A 19,627-nucleotide genomic window follows, 5' to 3' on the forward strand; every position below is an offset into this window, starting at 1 on the left:
AGTTGGGGGCCATGAACCTTCCGTCGACCGCCGCGGCCCTGTTCGAGCTCGCGGATCGCGTCACCGGCTTCATGCCCGCGGACGAGGGCCGCACCCTCTACGACACCGCGGTGCGCTACCTGGGCGACGGAGTCGCCGTCGAAATCGGTACCTACTGCGGCAAATCCACGGTCATGCTGGGTGCCGCCGCCCAGCAGACCGGCGGACTGCTGTTCACCGTCGATCACCACCACGGCTCGGAGGAACACCAGCCCGGCTGGGAATACCACGACACGTCGCTGGTCGATCCCGTCACCGGATTGTTCGACACGCTGCCCACCTTGCGTCACACGCTCGACGCCGCAGGCCTCGACGATCATGTGGTCGCGATCGTGGGCCGGTCGCCGGTCGTGGCGCGCGGGTGGCGAACACCGTTGCGGTTCTTGTTCATCGACGGCGGCCACACCGAGGAGGCGGCCCAACGCGATTTCGCCGGTTGGGCCCCGTGGGTCGAGGTCGGCGGCGCACTGGTGATCCACGACGTGTTCCCCGACCCGGCCGACGGCGGGCAGGCGCCGTTCCACATCTACCAGCGCGCGCTCGAGTGCGGCGATTTCCGCGAGGTGCTGTCGACCGGTTCGATGCGGGTGCTCGAAAGGGTCAGCGGGCAGTCGGGAACGCTGGGCGCGGCTTAACGCTCGCTGGTCGCACACTCACAGTCGTACTCGGCTTCCAGGCCGCGCGGCAGGTCCGCGCCCCGGAAGATCCCGCTGGCCGCCGTGGTCGATGACAGCGCGTCGGCGGCCAGGATCACCGCCGCGCCCGTCCACGTGGTGCGTTCCACCGGCCAGCGTTTGTCATCGGCGTACACCAGGCCCGTCCAGTAGGAGCCGTCCTCCTCGCGCAGGTGGTGCATCGCCGCGAACTGTTCGTGGGCGCGGGCGCGGTCTCCGATCGCGTCCAACGCCAGCACCAGCTCACAGGTTTCGGCTCCGGTCACCCAGGGACGGTCGTCGACGCACCGGATCCCGAGTCCGGGCACCACGAAGTGGTCCCAGCGCTCGCTGATCCGGGCGTGCGCGCGGGGGCCGCGCAGCGCGCCGCCGAGAACCGGGTAGTACCACTCCATCGACCAGCGATCCTTGGCCACGAAGGCCTCGGGGTGGTCGGTGATGGCATGGCCGAGCCGGCCGACGGCCACCTCCCATTCGGGCTGCGGGTCACCGACGTGGTCGGCGAGCGCCAGCGCGCACCGGATGCTGTGGTAGATGCTCGCGCACCCGGTCAGCAGCGCTTCCTCGGTACTCCCGTGTGGGCTTGCGCCCCAAACGATCTCGCCGGTATCCGACTGCAGGCCGAGGACGAAGTCGATGGCCCGGGAGACGACGGGCCACATCGTGGTCGCGAACGCCCGGTCTCCGGTGATCAGCACGTGATGCCAGACACCGGTGGCGATGTAGGCGCAGAAGTTGCTGTCGCTGTTGGCGTCCTCGACCACGCCGTCGCGCAGCTGGATCGGCCAGGTGCCGTCCGGACGCTGCGTGGTGCGCGACCACTCGAACGCCGCCCGCGCCGGCTCGAGCAGGCCGGCCGCCGTCAGCGCCATCGCGTTCTCTACGTGATCCCACGGATCCGTGTGTCCGCCCGCAGACCACGGAATGGCGCCCGAGGATTCCTGCGTCGCGGCAATGGATTCCGCAGTTTGCAGGCACTGCTCAGCCGTGAAGACGCCGGGTACGTGGGGAACCTCAGGCATCGGCCGCGGCGGGCTTCCTGAAGTACAGCGCCACACTCTTGCCGATCAGCGGGTTGAGCGCCGACTCCGCGGTGCGGGTCAGCCAGGGCCGGCTCATCATGTCCCACACCAACAGCTTGTGGTAGGCCGTCACCGCTGGATGATCGTCCTTGTCGGTCCCGACCGCGCACTTGAGCCACCAGTACGGTGCATGCAGTGCGTGGGCATGATGGGTGTGGGTCAACGAAAGACCGTGGGCGAGCACTTTGTCGCGCAGTTCGTCGGCCCGGTAGATCCGGATGTGGCCGCCCTCGTTGGCGTGATACTCGTCCGACAGGGCCCAGCAGATCCTCTCCGGGAGCCAGCGCGGCACCGTGATCGCCAGCGCGCCACCCGGTTTGAGCACCCGTACCAGTTCGGCGATCGCGCGCTCGTCCTCGGGCACGTGCTCGAGGATCTCCGAAGCGATCACGCAGTCGAACGTGGCGTCGGGGTAGGGCAGATCGAGCGCGTCGCCCTTGACCGCTTCGGCCTTCGCCGAAGCCGGCGCCTCACCCTGCTCGGCCATCGCATGCAGGATCGCGTCGACGTCGTTGAGATCCGCTGCGTTCTGGTCGAATCCGACGACGTCGGCGCCGCGGCGGAAGGCTTCGAAGGTGTGCCGGCCCGCTCCGCAGCCGACGTCGATGACCTTCGTGCCCGCTCCCACACCGAGACGGTCGAAGTCCACGGTCAGCATGTGGCGACCCTCTTCCGAGCTCGTTCGTACACCGCAACCGTCTGTGCGGCAACAGATTCCCAGCTGAACACCTCGAGTGCGCGTCGCCGCCCGGCCTCTCCGAGTCTGCGCAACTCCCGCGGTGAGTCGAGCAGCTCACCCAGCACCGCGGTGAGCTCGTCCACGTCGGCCGGGGTCACCAGGCGCGCACATTCGCCGTCGGCGCCCACCACCTCCGGCAGCGCGCCCGCCCGGCTGGCCACGATCGGTGTTCCACTCGCCATGGCCTCGACCGCGGGCAACGAGAATCCCTCGTAGAGCGAGGGAATGCAGGCGACATCGGCGGAGGCGAGGAGTTCGGCGAGTTCGGTGTCCGACAGTCCGCTGGAGCTGTGCACGATGTCGGAGATCCCCAGTTCGGCGATGAGCTTCTCGGTCGGGCCGTTGGGTTCGAGCTTGGCGACGAGCTGGAGTTCGAGATCGCGTTCCACGCGCAGACGCGCCACCGCGTGGAGGAGATGACTGACGCCCTTGAGGGGCACGTCGGCACTGGCGATCGCGATGATGCGATTGCGCACCCGGTGCTCGGACGGCCCGAAAAGCTGGGTGTCGACCCCGAGCGGCACGACGTGGAGCTGGCTCGGGTCGACGGCGAAGTCCTCGGCGATGTCGGCGGCGGAGGTGGACGACACGGTCACCAACTCGGGGATCTGCCGGGCCACCTCCTTCTGCATCTCGGCGAACGCGTACCACCGGCGGACCAGGGGCTTGCGCCACCACGTCGCGGCGGCGACGTCGAGCACCCGGTCACGGGTGATCGGGTGGTGCACCGTGGCGACCACCGGGAGGCCCGATGCGGCGATCGTCAGCAGACCGGTGCCCAGGCACTGGTTGTCGTGGACGACGTCGAAGTCGTCGCGCCTCTCGGCCAGCAGCCGCGCGACGCGCAGGCTGAACGTCTTGGGCTCGGGGAAGCCGGCGGTCCAGGTGGTCAACAGCTCCTGGAGATCGATGGTCGTCTTGATCTCGCTGGGCCGCGGGATCCGGAAGGGATCCGGCTCGCGATAGAGATCGAGGCTGGGCACCTTCGTCAGCCGTACGCGGGGATCGAGACCGCCGGGATAGGGCTGGCCGGAGAAGACCTCGACGTCGTGGCCCAGTTCGACCAGGCCGCGGCTCAGGTGTCGGACGTAGACGCCCTGCCCTCCGCAGTGGGTCTTGCTCCGATAGGACAGCAAGGCGATACGCATGGTCGGCTCACCTGTCCTGAGCTGGTCGAATCGAGTGACGCACGGAATCCGAACCCCTCCTGGACATGTGTCCAGACTATAGTTTGACGTGCTAGCTGATGCAACGCGTCCGCTAGCTCTGACTACCACAAACGGCGTGGGCCGTCCTGTCCGCCCTCGCGATCAGGGCGGCGGGAAACCGCCGGTGGCGACCGGTCCCCAGCGCTGCGGGGTGACCCTGATCAGGCACTTCCCCTGATCGACCATCGCCTGCCGGTACTCGTCCCAGTTCGGGTGCTCGCCGGCCACCGAGCGGAAGTACTCCACCAGCGGCTCGACCGCGTCGGGCAGATCGATGACCTCGGCGGCGCCGTCGACCTGGACATACGGACCGTTGAACTCTTCGCTGAGCACCACGACGCTGGCGCGGGGCCGGCGCCGGATGTTGGCGGCCTTGGCGCGTTGCGGATAACTCGCCACCACGATGCGGCCCTCGGTGTCCAGACCGCCGGTGACCGGTGAACTCTGCAGGGATCCGTCCGACCGGAACGTCGTCAGCACCATCCGGTGCCGGGGGCGGATGAAGTCGAGCAGTTCCGTTGCGGCGACGGCCTCTGCCGTCGCGTACTTGGGGGCCATCTCGCCAGCGTATCGACGTGTCGGTACCCCTGCGTACGCTCTCGAACATGAGTTCGAATGATGTGTTCGCGGCGCTCGACGCCGCCGACGAGGCCTACCGTGCGCTCGCCGCCCTTCCTGTTCACCGCCTCCGTCCCGTCGATCAGCGCGCCCTGCTGGTGCGGCTCGACACGATGGACAAACACCTGGCCGCCCTGCAGCGCCGCCTGCTGGGCAGCGTGGTCGCCGGACCGCCGCCGGTCGAATTCGCCGGCGCCCCGTGGGCGCAGGTGCTGGCCCGCCGGCTGCGCATCTCGGTCGGCGAAGCTCAGCGGCGCATCGCCGAGGCGGGCGGCGAGGAGGCGAGGTCGGCATGACGATCTGACGCACTCCGGCGCCGCGGTCTCACAGCAGCGGACCCGGCACCACGAACGCGAACGGCCGCGGGTAGCCGAGGCCGGTCAAGCGCGCGCGGCGCACCGCATCGAGTCCGACGGTGCGCACCTCCCCGGAGGTCGGCTCGTAGCACTCCACGGCATCGCCGCGCACGTCGACGATCAGCACCCAGTGCCGCGGGATGACGTTGCCGATGAGCATGGTCACGGGCCACCCCGCCGACACTGCCGCCAGCACGTCGTCGAGCCGGTCGCGTCGGCCCCGCCACGGCCGCCATCGGTAGCGCCGTCCGCGGGCAGCCGACTGCACGCTGATCGCGGCGGCCATGCCGGCCGGTGTGGTGCCGAGCGCGCGCGGCCAGACGCGGTTCGTCATCGCGTGCACCCGGGCCTGCTCGGCGGCGAACCAGGCCCGCACCTGCGGACGCGCCAGCGCCGAACCGTAGTCGCGGTCCAGCAGCGCACCCGCCATGACGGCGACGGACGGACCGCACGTCACGCCGTCCCGCTGGGTCAGCGCCAGCGCCGAGATCTTCATGCGCGGTCGTCGCCTCCTCGGTGGATTTCGGTGCGACGTTGGGTACTCGGGACTCTAGGCCGAACGAAGGAGTGGTGGTGCGCATGTGCGGGATGCCGACGCCGACGGAGGACCCGACATGAGCTTCGACATCACACCCACAGCCGCGCAGCACGACCTGGCAAGGCGCACACACGAGTTCGCCGAGCAGGTGATCCGGCCGGTGGCCGCGGACTACGACCAGCGCCAGGAGTTCCCCTGGCCGGTGCTCGAGGAAGCCGCCGAGCGCGGCTTCTACAGCCCGCTGTTCTACCGGGATCTGATCGGCGATCCGACGGGACTGTCCCTGCCGATGTTCATGGAGGAGCTGTTCTGGGGATGCGCCGGCATCGGGCTGGCGGTGGTGATGCCTGCGCTGGCGCTCTCGGCGATCGGGCAGGCCGCCTCCCCCGAGCAGATGCTGCAGTGGGCGCCGGAATGCTTCGGCACGCCGGGCGATCTCAAGCTCGCCGCCCTGGCGATCTCCGAACCCGAGGGCGGCAGCGACGTCCGCAATCTCCGGACCACCGCGCGCCGCGACGGCTCGGGGCCCGATGCCGACTGGATCATCGACGGCCACAAGATGTGGATCGGCAACGGCGGCATCGCCAACGTGCACGTCGTCAACGCCGTCGTCGACCAGGAACTGGGCCACAAGGGCCAGGCGCTGTTCATCGTGCCGGGCGGCACGCCCGGACTCGACATGGTGCGCAAGCTCGACAAGATGGGCTGCCGCGCCTCCCACACCGCCGAACTGAAGCTCACCGGTGTCCGCGTCCCGGCGGGGAACCTGCTCGGCGGACAGGAGAAGCTGGAGTACAAGCTGGCCCGCGCCCGTGAGGCCGTCGAGGGCGCCCGGCACTCCGGCTCGGCCACGCTGGGCACGTTCGAGCAGACCCGGCCGATGGTCGCCGCCCAGGCCCTCGGAATCGCCCGAGCCGCACTGGAATACGTCACCGAATACGCCAATCGGCGCGAAGCGTTCGGTGCGCCGATCATCGACAACCAGGGAATCGCGTTCCCGCTGGCCGACCTCGCCACCGGACTGGACGCCGCCCGCCTGCTGACGTGGCGGGCGTCGTGGATGGCCGCCACCGGGGTGCCGTTCGAGCGGGGCGAAGGCTCGATGTCCAAGCTCGCCGCCAGCGAGCTTGCAGTCCGCACCACAGAGCGCGCCATCCAGACGATGGGCGGCTGGGGCTACGTCAAAGACCACCCGGTCGAGAAGTGGTACCGAGATGCCAAGCTGTACACCATCTTCGAAGGCACCAGCGAGATCCAGCGGATCGTGATCTCCAACGCGCTGGGTGCCGCCGACGGCAAGCCGCCGCTGCACGTCGACCTCGAGCCGACCGGTGGCCCGCTCAACCGGATGTTCGGTCGGGGCACTCCGGCACGCACCCAGGTCGGAAACACCGCACTGTCGATGAAGGACCGGGTGCCCGCACCGGTGATGCAGATGGCGATGAAGGTGCTCCGCCCGCCGAGGAAGTGAGTCACATCGCCTGGTTCACCGGCGGGGCGACAGCACCGGCGTCCACGTCCTCGTCGACCACGACGGACTGCAGCACCTCGACGGCCAACCGGTACTCGGCGCGGTCCCAGAACCCCGAGTGGCCGCACACCGCGCCGTCCGGATCGACGGCGACGTCGCCGTGCTCCGGGTCGCGCTGCCCCACGTCGAGGATCCGGCAGTCCACCGTCGTCAACGCCACGCTCAGGTCCGGGGACGACGGCCCCTGCACGAACACCGGGTCGGGGTCGAACACCCAGCTGCCGATCGGATCGGTCAGCGCCCACAGGTTGATCCATCGCGGCTCCGGGCGGGCGAGCTGCCGCCGCAGCTCGCCCATCGCCGCGGCGCCGAAGTAGGCCGGGAAGTTGCGCGCATAGAGACGGCGCAGCGGCGCGCCGAACGTCAGCAGCGGATAGCGCTCGTCGTCGCGGGTGCACTGCATCAGGGTCGCCGCGGCGATCACGGTGCCCTGACTGTGCGCGACGAGCACCACCCGGGTGGGCTCCGGCTGGTGCACCAGCGCGGCCATCCGGGTGCGCAGGTCCCAGACCGTGCGGCCGCCATAGGACGGCGGCGTCAGCGGATGCGTGGCCCGCGGCCAGAACGTGATGACGTCCCACAGGATCGCGACCGCGCGGCGGATCTGCCGGTTCCGGGAGGCCTGCACCACCAGCACGACCAGCCCGACCACCAGGGCGATCGGCACGAACATCGCGATGAACGAGACCCCACCGGAGAGATACCTGGCCCCGGTGAAGCGGTGCAGATCGGGGAAGAACAGGACCGCCATCACGACGAGGATCACAAACGCGAGTGTCACCAGCCCGGCGATCAGCGCCGGCCCCGCGTCGGTCAGCGACGCCGCCGTCCGAGCCCGCCTGACGGCCTCCAGGACCCGCCCCGGCGCCGCCGCCTCCACCGGCGTCTGCGGAGGCGTCCCCGTCGCCGCACGCCAAGCCCGCACCACGGCGACGACCGCCGCCAGAAGCACCAACAGCGTCGCCACCGATGCCCACACATAGGGCGGCGGGACGATCAGCGGTGCCCTCATGGTCACCGCGTGCACCTTCTCCGCGAAGTTCTCGGCGGCGTTGGCCAGCGTCGCCGTCCGCTTCACCATCGCCTCGGCCGCGTCCGCCGTCGAGATCCGCACCGTGCCGAGCGCCAGCGCCGTCGACAGCCCGACACCGACGCTGATCCCGCCGCCGATCAACCAGCCGAGCAGCGCCACGAACGCCGCGGTGAAGCCCCGCAGCGTCATGCCGTAACCCGGTGCCGGCGCCGATCTGTCGCCGCCCCGCATCGACAGCGCGCACCCGACGAACACCCCGGCCAGCAGGACCACCTGCACGGCGAGCAGCGCGTAGATCGACCCCCGCAGCCCGGGCAGGAAGTCGGGCAGCCGGTGCGCCGGGACGTCGCTGCCGAGCCCGAGCCAGGCCAGCGACAGGGCGAGCAGGATCAGCGCCAGCCACCGCAGTCGCATCAGCACGGCGTGCAGCCGGCCGCCGATGCCGTCACCGCCGCGGCCGGTGGCCCGATTCCACGCGGTCGCCGCCACGGCCATGGCCAGCACCCCGAGATTGACGCCCAGCAGCACCGCGCTGACGTCGCGGGAACGGCTCGGATCCCCGTCGGCGACCGGGGCCGCCAGCACCAGCGCCGCCAGCGCCGCCGTCCACGCGGTCACATGGCACGCGCGCATCCGCGCCACGGAGTCGTCGTGATTCCAGAAGGTGGTGTCGGCCAGGGGTGAGCGCTCGCCGACCGACACCACCGCGGCAGGCGGCGGACACGCCGCGGTGAACTCGTCGTCGCAGTCAGGTCCGTCGTACGGCATCGCCTGTCCGGCCTCCTGCCGGCCGAGCAGCCACAGCGCCACGATCACCGCGGCCAGCGGAAGCGCCCCCACCGCGAGCCGGCCCCCGGGCGGCACGCCGCCCAGCCACTCCAGGGGCAGCCATCCGGAACGGCAGTAGTCGACGCTCACGCACTGCCACAGCGCGATATCCAGCACGGCGACGGCCATTGCCAGCAACAACGTCAGGGTGAACGACAGGGCGAGCAGGCGCAGCAGCGCCACCACGACCGTGGCGGGTCCGCGGTGTCGCGCGGGCGGCAGCATCCAGTGCGCGAGGTTGATCAGGGAGAAGGGCAGGAACAGCAGCCACAGCGCCCGGCTCGCGCGACGGGACGTCAGCCCGCCCCAGGAGTAGGCCTCCATCCGCCGGCGCCAGCCGCCGGCCGACGGTGGGCTGATCGCGTCATCGATCCAGGTCGCGCGGCGGAAGAAGGCGGCGTCGGAGTCCCCGCTGACCCGGTCGAGGAACTCGACCGGGCAGTTCAGCATCACCTCGGGCGGGGTACCGGACACCCCGTGCACCCGCAGTTCGACGACGGTCTTGCCCCCGGCCATCTCCCCATCGTGACGCCCTCGGGACCGAAATGGGCCGGTCGGCGAAAAAACCCGGTACCCCTGGTTTCACCTGGATCGCTTCTGGCAACATTACCCGCGAGTCAGTTAGAGCGTTCGGCACGGGGTGGACAGGAATGACGATGACGCATTCTCGACAGGACGTTGCGGTGCTCGCCCAGGGCAGCGAAGGCGGCGGCGCGGAGATCAGCCAGGTGATCGGGCTGTCGGCGGTGGCGATGGCCGTGACGGCGGTGCTGCTGTGGATCGGCTACCTGCACCGCCAGCGCAAGATCTCGTGGCTGGAGAACCTGGCCGAATGGCTGGGCCGCCGGTTCAAACGGCCGCCGTGGGTGGCCCTACCGATCGCGATCTTCGTCAGCGCGATCATCTGCGCGCTGTTCGGCTTCATCTGGGACGTCAGCCTGCACATCGGTAAGGGCCGCGACCCGGGGCCGCTCGCCAACCCGGCGCACTACTTCATCATCATCGGCCTGTTCTTCGTGTTCATCGCCGGCTGCACCGCGATCGTGCTGCCGTTCGACAAGCCCGGCCCGGCGGCGGTGCGCATCACCGACCACTGGTACGCCCCGGTCGGCGGCATCGTGATGGCCGGCTGCGGCATGTACGCGCTGATCGGCTTCCCCCTCGACGACGTCTGGCACCGCATCTTCGGCCAGGACGTCACGCTGTGGGGTCCCACCCACCTGATGATGATCGGCGGCGCCGGGTTCTCCACGATCGCCGCGGCCTACCTCGAGTTCGAAGGCAAACGCGCGGTCGGGTCCGACGCGCCGAGGGACGGCATCGGGCTGAAGTTCATCCAGTACCTGGCGTTCGCCGGCGTGCTGATCGGGCTGTCGGTGTACCAGATCGAGTTCGACTTCGGCGTCCCGCAGTTCCGCCAGGTGTTCCAGCCCATGCTGATCGCCGCCGCCGCGTCGGTGGCACTGGTCGCGGCTCGGATCTACCTGGGCCGCGGCGCCGCGATCATCTCCGCGATCGTGGCCATCGGTCTGCGCGGCATCATCGCGTTTCTGGTGGCGCCACTGCTCGACGCGCCGGTGAACTGGTTCGCGCTGTACCTCGGCCCCGCCTTGGTGGTCGAACTGGTGGCCCTGACGCCGCTGTTCAAGCGGCCGGTGTTGTTCGGCCTGGTCAGCGGACTGGGTGTCGCGACCGTGGGCCTGTGGCTTGAGTCGTTCTGGATCGACGCCGTGTACTTCTACCCGTGGCCGACCAGCATCTGGCCGGAGGCCCTGTCGATGGCCGTGCCCGTCGCCGTCCTGGCCGGCGGCTGCGGCGCGATGATCGGCATGGTGCTGACCGGCCAACGGCTGCCGCGCCGCGCGATCTCCGTCGGGCTGGTGGTGCTGACCGTGCTCGCCATCGGCGGGGCGACCGCCAACGGGCTGCGCTACTCGGTGCCGGCCGACGAGACCGCGACGTTCGCGCTGACCGACGTGCCCGGCCCCGTCCCGGGCCGCTTCGTCACCGCCGACGTGCGCTTCACCCCGCCCAACGCGATCAGCGACGACCCCAACTGGGTGTCGGTGCTCGGCTGGCAGGGCGGCCTGGCCAACGAGCGTGGTCAGTTCATCGACCACCTCGACAGGGTCGGCCCCGGGCACTACGTCTCGACCAAGCCGATGCCGGTGTCCGGCCAGTGGAAGACGCTGCTGCGCGTGCATGACGGCACGACGCTGACCGCGGTGCCGATCTACCTGGCCGGCGACCCTGGTATCGGCGCCAAGGAGGTGCCTGCCGAGGCGCAGTTCACCCGTCCGTTCGTCTCCGAGATCACGATCCTGCAGCGTGAGCGCAGCCCGGACATCCCGGCGTCGCTGTGGCTGATCGGCTGCCTGATCGTGCTGGTCTGCACGCTGGCGATGATCGCCGGGATCACCTGGGGCGGCGGTCGCATCAACCAGAGCGAATCCAGCGGCAGCGAAGCGGAGTTCGAGCCTTCGGGCCAGTCGTGACGCCGTCGCCCGATGTGGTGATCCTCGCCGATCACTCGATCTGGCTGGCCCTGCCTGCCTTCGCTCCCGCCTTCGTGGTGGCCGGCGTCGTGTTCTACATCGCCCGGAAGAACCGGCAGAAGACCGACGAGACAGGAGAACCGTGAGCAGAGTCCTCGTCCTGGCCGCTGCGGTGGCGGTCCTGCTCGCCGGCTGCGGCGGCGACAAGAGTGCCGAGGAGACGACCTCGAATGCCGCCCAGCCGTCGATGACCGACGCCCAGGCCGCGCCGCAGCGCCTCGTGCTGGACGTGACGATCAAGGGCGGCACCGTCACCCCCACCAACGAACAGTTGCAGGCAACGGTGAAGCAGCCGATCGTGATCCGCGTCGACAGCGACGCCGCCGACGAGTTGCACGTGCACTCCACGCCCGAGCACTCGTTCCCGATCGCCGTCGGTCCCGGGCAGTCGTTCCAGTTCACCGTCGACATGCCCGGCCGGGTCGACGTCGAACTGCACGCGCTGAACAAGACCGTCGCCACGATCGCTGTGCAGTGACGGGCCGTTGACGACCCAACTCCTGGCACACGGTCTGGGCGGCTCGTCGGATCTGCCGATCCCGGTCACCTACGCGCTGATCGGCGCGGCATGGGCGTTGACGTTCACCTTCGCGGTCGTCGCGTTGGCCTGGCGCTCACCGCGGTTCGACCCGGACCGGCCCGGCCGGCCGCTGCCGAGGCGGGTGACCGCCGTGGTCGACGCACCCGCGACGCGCTGGGTGCTGGCCGTCGTCTCGCTGCTGCTGACCGGCTGGGTGGCGATGGCGGCGTTGTTCGGCCCGCAGACCGCGGACAACCCGCTTCCCGGCGTGTTCTACGTGCTGCTGTGGGTCGGCCTGGTGGCGGTGTCGCTGCTGTTCGGCCCGGTGTGGCGGGTGATCTCGCCGGTGCGCGCCCTGCACCGCGTCCTGGGCCGGCCGTCGTTCGGTGTCACGTACCCGCAGGCGCTCGGGTACTGGCCGGCCGCCGCGGGGCTGTTCGCGTTCGTGTGGCTGGAACTGGCCAGCCCCGATCCCGGTTCGGTGCCGGCGATCCGGATCTGGCTGCTGGCGTATCTCGTCGTCACGCTGGCCGGCGCGCTGTGCTGCGGCACCCGGTGGTGCGCGCGGGCCGATCCGTTCGAGGTGTACAGCACCGTCACCTCCCGGTTGTCGCCGATGCGCCGCAACGCCGACGGCCGGATCGCTGTCGGGAACCCGTTCGACCATCTGGTGTCGCTGCCGGTGCGGCCGGGCATCGTGGTCGTGCTGTCGGTGCTGCTCGGCTCGACCGCGTTCGACAGCTTCTCGGCCACCCCGCAGTGGCGGTCGTTCACGGACCGCGTCACCGACTCGGCCGCCGGGGCCACCCTGCTGCGGACCGCGGGGCTGCTGCTGTTCGCCGTCGTCGTCGCCGTGTCCTTCACCCTCGCCGCGCGGTGCACCGGCGGTGTCGACGCGCAGCGCCGCCGGGAACTGCCCGGGCTGCTGGCGCACTCGCTGATCCCGATCGTCATCGGCTACGTGTTCGCGCACTACCTCACTTATCTGGTCGAGCGCGGGCAGCAGACGATCGTTCGACTGGCCGATCCGCTGGGCCGCGGATGGAACGTGCTGGGCCTGGCCGACAACGACGTCAGCTATGTGCTGTCGATGCACCCGGCGGTGGTGGCCACGCTGAAGGTCGGCTTCGTCGTGGCCGGCCACATCGCCGGGGTGATCGCCGCGCACGACCGCGCGCTGGCCCTGCTGCCGCGAGCCCACCAGGTGACCGGCCAGCTCGCCATGATGCTGGTGATGGTCGGTTACACGTTCACCGGACTGTATTTGCTGTTCGGGGGGTGAACGCGGGGCCGGTGGGGCTATCGTGCTCGATGTGCCCGACGAGGAGTCACTCGAGCAGGCGCTCGCCGGAGGCGCCCCCCAGCGCGTCGGCTGGTTCAAGTTCTTCTTCGCCGACGAACGCTGGGAATGGTCCGAGCAGGTGCAGATCCTGCACGGCTACCAACCCGGCACGGTGACCCCGACCACCGAACTCGTGCTGTCCCACAAACATCCGGCCGACCGTCAGCAGGTCGCCGCCACCCTCGAGGAGATGCGGCGCACCCACCGCACCTTCTCCACCCGGCACCGCATCATCGACACCCGCGGCGAGGTCCACGAGGTCGTGGTGATCGGCGACCGGCTGACCGACGACGCGGGCCGGCTGATCGGCACCCACGGCTTCTACGTCGACGTCACCCCGACCGCGGCGATGACCAAGGCGATGGTCACCGCCGCGCTGACCGAGATCACCGAGAACCGGGCGGTCATCGAGCAGGCCAAGGGCATGCTGATGCTGATCTACCGACTCGACGCCGAGGCCGCGTTCGAGTTGCTGCGCTGGCGTTCCCAGGAGTCCAACGTCAAGCTCCGGGTGCTGGCCGAGCAGGTGCTCGCCGACTACGCGGCGCTGGTGTACGAGGAGTCGCTGCCGTCGCGCGAGACGTTCGACCATCTGCTTCTCACCGCTCACCAGCGTGTCGAGCGCAGCGGCGATACCGTGAGCGGATGAGAGCGCTCATCATCGTCGACGTGCAGAACGACTTCTGCGAGGGCGGCTCGCTGGAGGTCACCGGCGGCGCCGCCGTGGCCCGCGGCATCAACGACCTGCTCGCCGGGACTCACGGCTACGACCACGTGGTGGCGACCAAGGACTTCCACATCGATCCCGGCGACCACTTCTCCGACCGCCCCGACTACGTCGACTCCTGGCCGCCGCACTGCGTGGTGGGCTCCGACGGCGTCCAGTTCCACCCCGACCTCGACGTCACCCCGATCGAGGCCGTCTTCCGCAAGGGCCAGTACTCGGCCGCCTACAGCGGCTTCGAAGGCGCCGACGACGACGGCACCACCCTCGCGGACTGGCTGGGCGAGCGGGGCGTGGACACCGTGGACGTGGTGGGCATCGCCACCGACTACTGCGTCAAGGCGACGGCGGCCGACGCCGCGGCCGCCGGTCTGACGACGCGGGTCCTGCTGGACCTCACCGCCGGTGTCGCGCCCGCGAGCACCGATGAGGCGATCGACGCGCTGCGCTCCGCCGGCGTGACCGTCAGCTGATCCGGGTCGGCGTCATGTTCGAGCGGTACACCGAGGAAGCCAAGGAGCTGATCGGTCACGCGCAGCTGGAGGCGCGTCACCTCGGACACAACATGCTCGGTCCGGAGCATCTGCTGCTCGGCGCGCTGCGCACCGACGGCCCGGTGGCCGTGGTCCTCACCGAGGCGGGCCTGTCCCACCCGCGTGCCGTCGAGACGCTGCGCCACTTCTGCGGCGCCGAGGTCCCGCCGCCGGAGGGCCACGTCCCGTTCAGCGACGCCGGCCGGGCCGCGCTGGGCGACGCGATGACGATCGCCGACGAGCGGGGTGACCGGCACATCGGGGCCGAACACATCCTGCTGGCCGTGACCTGCGCCGAGGTCGACCTGACCGCCCGGCTGCTGGGCGAGATGAACGTCGACGTCGCCGCGCTGCGCGCCCGGCTCGCTGCGACAACGCTGTGATGGATCGAACGGTTGCACCGCCGCTGATGTGGGCATCCCCTATCGCCAGAGCCGATCGCTACGCCAGGAGAGTTACTTGACTCAGATCGCCCCCTCATCGGACAACTCGACGACGCTCGAGCTGTGGCCCGGTAAGGCCTACCCCCTCGGGGCAACCTACGACGGCTACGGCACCAACTTCGCCGTGTTCAGCGAGGCCGCCGACAAGGTCGAGCTGTGCCTCTTCGACGCCGACGGCGAACAGACCGCGTGCATCACGCTGCCCGAGGTGGACGGCTTCGTCTGGCACGGGTTCATCCCCAACATCGAGCCCGGCCAGCGCTACGGGTACCGCGTGCACGGGCCGTACGACCCGGCCAACGGGATGCGCTGCAACCCCAACAAGCTGCTGCTCGACCCGTACGCCAAGGCCATCGACGGCAGCTTCGAGTGGGACCAGTCGCTGTTCAGCTACAACTTCGGCGATCCGGACAGCCGCAACGACGACGACTCGGCGGTCAACATGCCCAAGTGCGTCGTCATCAACCCGTACTTCGACTGGGGCGTGGACCGCCCGCCCAACCACGAATACGCCGACTCGGTGATCTACGAAGCCCACGTCAAGGGGCTGACCCAGACCCATCCCGACATCCCCGACCAGATCCGCGGCACCTACGCCGCGGTCGCGCACCCGGCGATCATCGAGCACCTCAAGTCGCTGGGCATCACCGCGATCGAGCTGATGCCGGTGCACCACTTCGCCAACGACTCGACGCTGATCGACAAGGGCCTGTCGAACTACTGGGGCTACAACACGATCGGATTCTTCGCCCCCGACTTCAAGTACAGCTCGAACCCGAACCCGGGCGGGCAGGTGCAGGAGTTCAAGGCGATGGTGCGGGCGCTGCACGAGGCCAACATCGAGGTGATCCTCGACGTGGTCTACAACCACACCGCCGAGGGCAACCACATGGGCCCGACCCTGTCCATGCGGGGCATCGACAACGCCGCGTACTACCACCTCGTCGACGACGACAAGCGGTTCTACATGGACTACACCGGCACCGGCAACAGCCTCAACGTCAGCCATCCGCACACGCTGCAGCTGCTGATGGACTCGCTGCGGTACTGGGTCACCGAGATGCACGTCGACGGCTTCCGCTTCGACCTGGCCTCCACGCTGGCCCGCGAGTTCTACGAGGTGGACCGGCTGGCGACGTTCTTCGAACTCGTGCAGCAGGATCCGACGGTCAGCCAGGTCAAGCTGATCGCCGAGCCGTGGGACGTCGGCCCCGGCGGGTACCAGGTCGGCAACTTCCCGCCGCAGTGGACCGAGTGGAACGGCAAGTACCGCGACACGGTGCGCGACTTCTGGCGCGGCGAGGACGCCAGCCTGGACGAGTTCGCCTACCGGTTGACCGGGTCGTCGGACCTCTACGAGCACACCGCCCGCCGGCCCGTGGCGTCGATCAACTTCGTCATCGCCCACGACGGGTTCACGCTGCGCGACCTGGTGTCCTACAACGAGAAGCACAACGAGGCCAACGGCGAGGACAACAACGACGGCGAGAGCCACAACCGGTCGTGGAACTGCGGCGTCGAGGGGCCGACCGACGACCCGGAGATCAACGCGCTGCGCGCCCAGCAGGAACGCAACTTCCTGACCACGCTGCTGCTGTCGCAGGGCGTGCCGATGATCTGTCACGGCGACGAGTTGGGCCGCACCCAGGGCGGCAACAACAACGGCTACTGCCAGGACAACGAGATCACCTGGATCGACTGGTCGAAGGTCGACTCCGGGCTGCTGGACTTCACCCGCACCGTCTCCGCGCTGCGGGCCAGCCATCCGGTGTTCCGGCGTCGGCGGTTCTTCTCCGGTGAGCCGGTCGGCCGGCGCGGCGTGGCGGGCCTTCCCGACATCGCGTGGTTCGGCCCGGACGGCACCGAGATGACCGGCGAGGACTGGGGAGCGGGCTTCGCGAAGTCGCTGACCGTGTTCCTCAACGGCCACGGCATCCCCGACATGGACGCCCGCGGCCAGCGGGTGGTCGACGACTCGTTCCTGCTGTGCTTCAACGCCCACTACGAGCCGATCGAGTTCACGTTGCCGCCCCAGGAGTTCGCGCCGTCGTGGGTGCCGGTGGTCAACACCGCCGAGCTCACTCCCGACGGGCAGGAGGCCGACGCGCAGCCCGCGGGGGCGACGTTGACGGTGCCGGCACGGGCCACCATCGTGCTGCGCGCGAACAGCTGACGAGCCGCTGTGAAAGGCGTTGCGCGCCACCACGCTTAGTGTCGCGGTTCAGCGCTTTTCACCGATCCTTGTGTTAGCTTGAAGAAGCTGTTGCAGCCGTGGCCGCCACGTTGGCACTCGTCGTGACGAGGTGCCACCGGTCGGGCGGGCCGGAGTAGGAGCCGTAGAGCGGCGGTGACCTACCGGGTGGCCACGGTTGCCAGCTTTTCTGCTCTCTCGGCGCCGCTCAGGCGCTGAGGATGCGCTCGATCGATCGCATCGGGATGGGCAGCCACGACGGCCGGAAGCGTGCCTCGTAGGCCGCCTCGTACACCGCCTTGTCGAGTTCGTAGGCCGCGAGCACCTGACCCGACGCCCGCGGATCCTCACCCGCGACGGCGGCATACCCGTCGCAGAACGCCGTGCTGTTGCGATCCACCCACTGGCGCGCCCGCTCGGCGAGCGCCCCGTCGCCGCTGTGGTCGACCAGCCGCTGGTAGGCGGCGTACTCGTACGAGCGCAGCACGCCGGCGACGTCGCGCCACGGCGAGTCGGGCCGGCGCCGTTCGTCGAGCGGCTGCCCCGGCTCGCCCTCGAAGTCGATGAGCACCCACCCCGCAGGGGTTCGCAGCACCTGACCGAGGTGCAGGTCGCCGTGCACCCGCTGCACGGTCAGCGTCTCGTCGGCCAGCTTGCGGTAGCGCTCCTCGATCAGCGGCGCGTGCGGTGCCAGAGCGGGCGCCGCGGCGACCGCGGTCTGCAGCCGCGCGAGCGCGGTGTCGACCGGGAAGGCGACCGTCGACGTGCCGAGCGTCCGGGCCAGGGCGGCGTGCACGGAGGCGACGGCCTCGCCGAGCAGACGGGACTCCTCGGTGAAGTCGGTGAAGTCGTCGCGGGTACTGGCCGTGGCCATGTCCCAACCCTCGGAGCTGTCGGCGGCGAACGCCGTCACCATCCCCAGCGCGCACGGCTGCGAGCCCCACTGGGTGTCGAAGGAGCCGAACAGCGTGGCCACGTGGGGGTTCTGCACGCGGGCCAGCTCGCGGTTGAGTTCGATGTCGGGATTGATGCCGGGAGTGACGCGGCGGAACACCTTGAGGATCGCGTCGCGGCCGAAGATCACGCTGGTGTTGCTCTGCTCGGCGCCCGACACCCGCGGTGCGGCGTCGAGCGGCAGATCGATGCCGGGCTCCTTGACGAACGTCAGCGGGCCGACGGTCGCGGACCGGTCGATCAGCGCCAGGAGGTGCCGGGCGGCCTGCGGGTCGTACATCGCGTCGTAGGCCAGCCGGTCGCCGTCGGAGCCGATCCGCGCGACGTCGCCGAACCCGTCGATCGGGGCGTCGGCCCAGCGGACCAGCACCTGGTAGCGCTCGGCGGCGCCGTCGGCGTACGAGACGTCGAGCAGCACGTGGTCGAGGTCGGGCTGCAGCGGCGTGACCACCGCCGGCGCGGCATCGGCCAGCACGCGGGTGCGGCCGGCGTACCAGCGCTGGCGGACGATCCAGTCACCGAAGGGCAGCGTCATGACGGTTCTCCTGCGTCGGGATGGGACACGTCCTCACCTACCCGGCAGGGCGGGAGACGAATCACGCGCCCTCAGGGCAGGAAGCGCTCGGCGCCGGCCGTCCGCACGAAGCGCACGCTGTTGGCCTGGCGGTATCCGATCACGCCGCCGCCGAAGGTCAGCAGTGCCAGGCCCGCCACTCCGGGCAGAGCCACCGCCGCGATCTGTGCCAGCGTGGGATTGAGCACCGCGCGCGGCATGCCCTCGGGGCGCGGTGCGCCGTCGCGGGCCATGGGCCGGGCGGTGGTGCCCGGCGTCGGGGCGACCGAGCCGCGGATCACCGGGGTGTTGGCGCCGGCCACGCCGGGCGCGGTGAACCCGGGCTCGGCGGGAACGCCGCCCGGCGTACGCACCGCCAGCTTGGGTCCGGCTCCGGCGACGGTGATCGCCCGCGGAACCGTGACGACCAGCGGCGCGCGGAACACGGTGGGATCGGCTCCGGCGCCACTGCCGCCGCCGACTGCGGTGCCGGTGCCGGCGTCGACGACGGGCGCCTCCTCCTGGGTGCGGAACGACGGCCCGGGCGGCGGAGGGGGCGGCAGGATCTGCAGCGCGGACAGGAACTCCGTGAGCGTCGGCACCGGAATCTGCACGGTGGTGTAGAAGGTCGACGGCGCAGGCAGCTTGCCGAACGGGATCTCGCCGGGCGCAGGCAGACGCAGCATCGGCAGGGTGATGGAGTTGCTGGTCCTCTGTGGTGCTTTCGTCGGGGGCGCGACGTCCGGCTCGGTGGAGCCGCCCGAGCCCCCGCTGCGGGTTTCCTCGTCGGTGCTCGTGTCGACGGACACCGACGGGCTGTCGGTGTCGTCGGGAGTCTGCGCCGACGTGTCGGGATCGCTGCTCCCGGTAGGTGTGTCGGGTTTGCTGGAGGCGGTGGAATCGGAGCCGGAGCCGGTCGTCCCGGATGAGGTCCCCGTGTCCGTGGACCCGCTCTGCGAGGACCCGTCGGAGTCGGACGGCTGGGCGAGCACCGGAGCCGCGGTGAAGCCGCCGATCAGCAGGCCCAGCGAGATCACACCGGCGGCCGCCAAGGCGCGCAGCGCGGGCTCCGCCATGATGCCCCCATCTCGACCGTGCCGATGAATTGACTCCCGTCGTGATTCTCTCACATCGGCACAAGCGCCAGCCCGAATCGGGATTTGCTG

Annotated in this window: 19 protein-coding genes; 11 read left to right on the plus strand and 8 right to left on the minus strand. The window is 70.1% G+C overall.

Translation table 11 applies throughout. From position 1 onward, the window contains the following. Positions 1 to 11: 11 nt before the first annotated feature. The gene (locus MCHLDSM_RS23795; protein ID WP_048472279.1) at positions 12 to 674 is read left to right on the plus strand and encodes a class I SAM-dependent methyltransferase; all 663 of its coding nucleotides are present in this window, start codon (positions 12 to 14) and stop codon (positions 672 to 674) included. Here MCHLDSM_RS23795 and MCHLDSM_RS23800 read toward each other — a convergent pair. From MCHLDSM_RS23800 to MCHLDSM_RS23815, 4 genes are all read right to left on the minus strand, one after another. Further along, complete coding sequence (locus MCHLDSM_RS23800) at positions 671 to 1,735, minus strand: MMP endo-(1,4)-3-O-methyl-alpha-D-mannosidase (protein WP_048472280.1); 1,065 nt, start codon at positions 1,733 to 1,735, stop codon at positions 671 to 673. The two genes, MCHLDSM_RS23795 and MCHLDSM_RS23800, sit on opposite strands and share 4 nt — an antisense overlap. Beyond that, positions 1,728 to 2,453 (minus strand): class I SAM-dependent methyltransferase, encoded by a 726-nt coding sequence (locus tag MCHLDSM_RS23805; protein WP_048472281.1) that lies wholly within the window; start codon positions 2,451 to 2,453, stop codon positions 1,728 to 1,730. The genes MCHLDSM_RS23800 and MCHLDSM_RS23805 overlap by 8 nt, the downstream gene beginning before the upstream one ends. Continuing rightward, the gene (locus MCHLDSM_RS23810; protein ID WP_048420178.1) at positions 2,447 to 3,682 is read right to left on the minus strand and encodes an MMP alpha-(1->4)-mannosyltransferase; all 1,236 of its coding nucleotides are present in this window, start codon (positions 3,680 to 3,682) and stop codon (positions 2,447 to 2,449) included. The genes MCHLDSM_RS23805 and MCHLDSM_RS23810 overlap by 7 nt, the downstream gene beginning before the upstream one ends. Positions 3,683 to 3,844: 162 nt before the next feature. Next, positions 3,845 to 4,300 (minus strand): PPOX class F420-dependent oxidoreductase, encoded by a 456-nt coding sequence (locus MCHLDSM_RS23815; RefSeq protein ID WP_048472282.1) that lies wholly within the window; start codon positions 4,298 to 4,300, stop codon positions 3,845 to 3,847. A 47-nt stretch (positions 4,301 to 4,347) separates the two neighbouring features. On the opposite strand from MCHLDSM_RS23815, the gene MCHLDSM_RS23820 reads away from it, so the two are divergent. After that, a complete protein-coding gene (locus tag MCHLDSM_RS23820; protein WP_048420180.1) occupies positions 4,348 to 4,656 on the plus strand; it encodes a hypothetical protein in 309 nt (102 codons plus the stop codon). A 28-nt stretch (positions 4,657 to 4,684) separates the two neighbouring features. Here MCHLDSM_RS23820 and MCHLDSM_RS23825 read toward each other — a convergent pair whose 3' ends face one another. Further along, positions 4,685 to 5,212, minus strand: coding sequence for a hypothetical protein (locus tag MCHLDSM_RS23825; protein ID WP_048472283.1), 528 nt, complete (start codon positions 5,210 to 5,212; stop codon positions 4,685 to 4,687). A gap of 118 nt (positions 5,213 to 5,330) precedes the next feature. Between MCHLDSM_RS23825 and MCHLDSM_RS23830 the strand changes: the two genes are divergently transcribed. Further along, complete coding sequence (locus MCHLDSM_RS23830; RefSeq protein ID WP_048472917.1) at positions 5,331 to 6,725, plus strand: acyl-CoA dehydrogenase family protein; 1,395 nt, start codon at positions 5,331 to 5,333, stop codon at positions 6,723 to 6,725. A 1-nt stretch (position 6,726) separates the two neighbouring features. Here MCHLDSM_RS23830 and MCHLDSM_RS23835 read toward each other — a convergent pair whose 3' ends face one another. After that, entirely contained in the window at positions 6,727 to 9,162 is a 2,436-nt protein-coding gene (locus MCHLDSM_RS23835) for a hypothetical protein (protein WP_048472284.1), read from the minus strand. A gap of 134 nt (positions 9,163 to 9,296) precedes the next feature. On the opposite strand from MCHLDSM_RS23835, the gene MCHLDSM_RS23840 reads away from it, so the two are divergent. The 8 genes from MCHLDSM_RS23840 to glgX all read left to right on the plus strand — a co-directional run bounded on the left by MCHLDSM_RS23840 (position 9,297) and on the right by glgX (position 16,936). After that, positions 9,297 to 11,141: a hypothetical protein gene (locus MCHLDSM_RS23840; RefSeq protein ID WP_048472285.1), complete on the plus strand. Its 1,845-nt coding sequence runs from the start codon at positions 9,297 to 9,299 to the stop codon at positions 11,139 to 11,141. Next, positions 11,138 to 11,287, plus strand: coding sequence for a hypothetical protein (locus MCHLDSM_RS38595; RefSeq protein ID WP_168439943.1), 150 nt, complete (start codon positions 11,138 to 11,140; stop codon positions 11,285 to 11,287). The genes MCHLDSM_RS23840 and MCHLDSM_RS38595 overlap by 4 nt, the downstream gene beginning before the upstream one ends. Next, positions 11,284 to 11,679 carry a hypothetical protein gene (locus MCHLDSM_RS23845; protein ID WP_048472286.1) on the plus strand — a complete coding sequence of 132 codons (396 nt, stop codon included), beginning with the start codon at positions 11,284 to 11,286 and terminating at the stop codon, positions 11,677 to 11,679. Before MCHLDSM_RS38595 ends, MCHLDSM_RS23845 begins: the two co-directional genes overlap by 4 nt. Before the next feature lie 7 nt (positions 11,680 to 11,686). Then, the gene (locus tag MCHLDSM_RS23850) at positions 11,687 to 13,003 is read left to right on the plus strand and encodes a hypothetical protein (protein WP_048472287.1); all 1,317 of its coding nucleotides are present in this window, start codon (positions 11,687 to 11,689) and stop codon (positions 13,001 to 13,003) included. A gap of 31 nt (positions 13,004 to 13,034) precedes the next feature. Next, a complete protein-coding gene (locus tag MCHLDSM_RS23855; protein ID WP_048472918.1) occupies positions 13,035 to 13,712 on the plus strand; it encodes a PAS and ANTAR domain-containing protein in 678 nt (225 codons plus the stop codon). Then, positions 13,709 to 14,260, plus strand: coding sequence for an isochorismatase family protein (locus MCHLDSM_RS23860; RefSeq protein ID WP_048472288.1), 552 nt, complete (start codon positions 13,709 to 13,711; stop codon positions 14,258 to 14,260). The genes MCHLDSM_RS23855 and MCHLDSM_RS23860 overlap by 4 nt, the downstream gene beginning before the upstream one ends. Positions 14,261 to 14,274: 14 nt before the next feature. Further along, the gene (locus MCHLDSM_RS23865; protein ID WP_053083073.1) at positions 14,275 to 14,703 is read left to right on the plus strand and encodes a Clp protease N-terminal domain-containing protein; all 429 of its coding nucleotides are present in this window, start codon (positions 14,275 to 14,277) and stop codon (positions 14,701 to 14,703) included. A gap of 76 nt (positions 14,704 to 14,779) precedes the next feature. Next, positions 14,780 to 16,936 carry a glycogen debranching protein GlgX gene (glgX, locus tag MCHLDSM_RS23870; RefSeq protein ID WP_174545695.1) on the plus strand — a complete coding sequence of 719 codons (2,157 nt, stop codon included), beginning with the start codon at positions 14,780 to 14,782 and terminating at the stop codon, positions 16,934 to 16,936. A 226-nt stretch (positions 16,937 to 17,162) separates the two neighbouring features. Here the strand turns inward: glgX and MCHLDSM_RS23875 are convergent, their stop codons facing one another. Beyond that, entirely contained in the window at positions 17,163 to 18,443 is a 1,281-nt protein-coding gene (locus MCHLDSM_RS23875) for a maltokinase N-terminal cap-like domain-containing protein (RefSeq protein ID WP_048472289.1), read from the minus strand. A gap of 71 nt (positions 18,444 to 18,514) precedes the next feature. Continuing rightward, entirely contained in the window at positions 18,515 to 19,537 is a 1,023-nt protein-coding gene (locus tag MCHLDSM_RS23880; protein WP_048472290.1) for a hypothetical protein, read from the minus strand. Positions 19,538 to 19,627 lie beyond the last annotated feature (90 nt).

Origin of the sequence: Mycolicibacterium chlorophenolicum (genome assembly GCF_001044235.1) — a bacterium.
GTDB lineage: Bacteria > Actinomycetota > Actinomycetes > Mycobacteriales > Mycobacteriaceae > Mycobacterium > Mycobacterium chlorophenolicum.